This window comes from Polaromonas sp. P1_G2 (assembly GCF_056405515.1).
This window is the reverse complement of record NZ_JBFUBY010000695.1, coordinates 1-620: the sequence shown is the minus strand read 5'-3', so window position 1 is coordinate 620 and position 620 is coordinate 1. Positions and strand designations below refer to the sequence as shown.

Below are 620 nucleotides of genomic sequence, written 5' to 3'. Positions count from 1 at the left end.
ATCTGAAGCTGTTCGCAAACCATCGCTGGCTTGTTTCCTGCCTCAACATGGCGATCTTCGGCGTGCTCTACATCCTCGGCACCCTGGCCTTCGGCATGTTGCTCRCAGTGTTCGCCGATCGGCAGATCAAGGCGGAGTCGCTGTTTCGCACGATTTTCCTCTATCCGCTTGCCGTGTCGCTGATCGTCACCGGTCTTTCCTGGCGCTGGCTCCTCGATCCCGTCAACGGATTGCAGGCCTTGGTGCGCGCAAGCGGCTGGGACAGCTTCACCTTCGACTGGCTGATGCGGCCCGACCGCGCCATCTATACGCTGGTCATCGCCGGCATCTGGCATTCGGCAGGTCTGATCATGGTCATCATACTTGCAGGCCTGCGCGGCATCGACAACGATCTCTGGAAGGCGATCCGCATGGAGGGCATTCCGATCTGGCGCGCCTATCTCCAGGTGATCTTTCCCGGCATGCGGCCGGTGATCGCCTCATGTGTCGTGCTGCTGATGTCGGACGTCATTCGCGGTTATGACCTGATCATCTCGATGACCAAGGGCGGTCCTGGCATTTCGACCGAAATGCCAGCAAAGTTCGCAGTCGATTTCTATTTCGCGCGCATCAATCTCGGC

The 620-nt window shown here is 59.0% G+C and carries 1 protein-coding gene; it reads left to right on the top strand.

The annotated features are described in order from the left end of the window. Nucleotides 1-620: carbohydrate ABC transporter permease (locus tag AC1D0P_RS27000; protein ID WP_477679543.1), on the top strand; the 620-nt coding region annotated here is incomplete at both ends.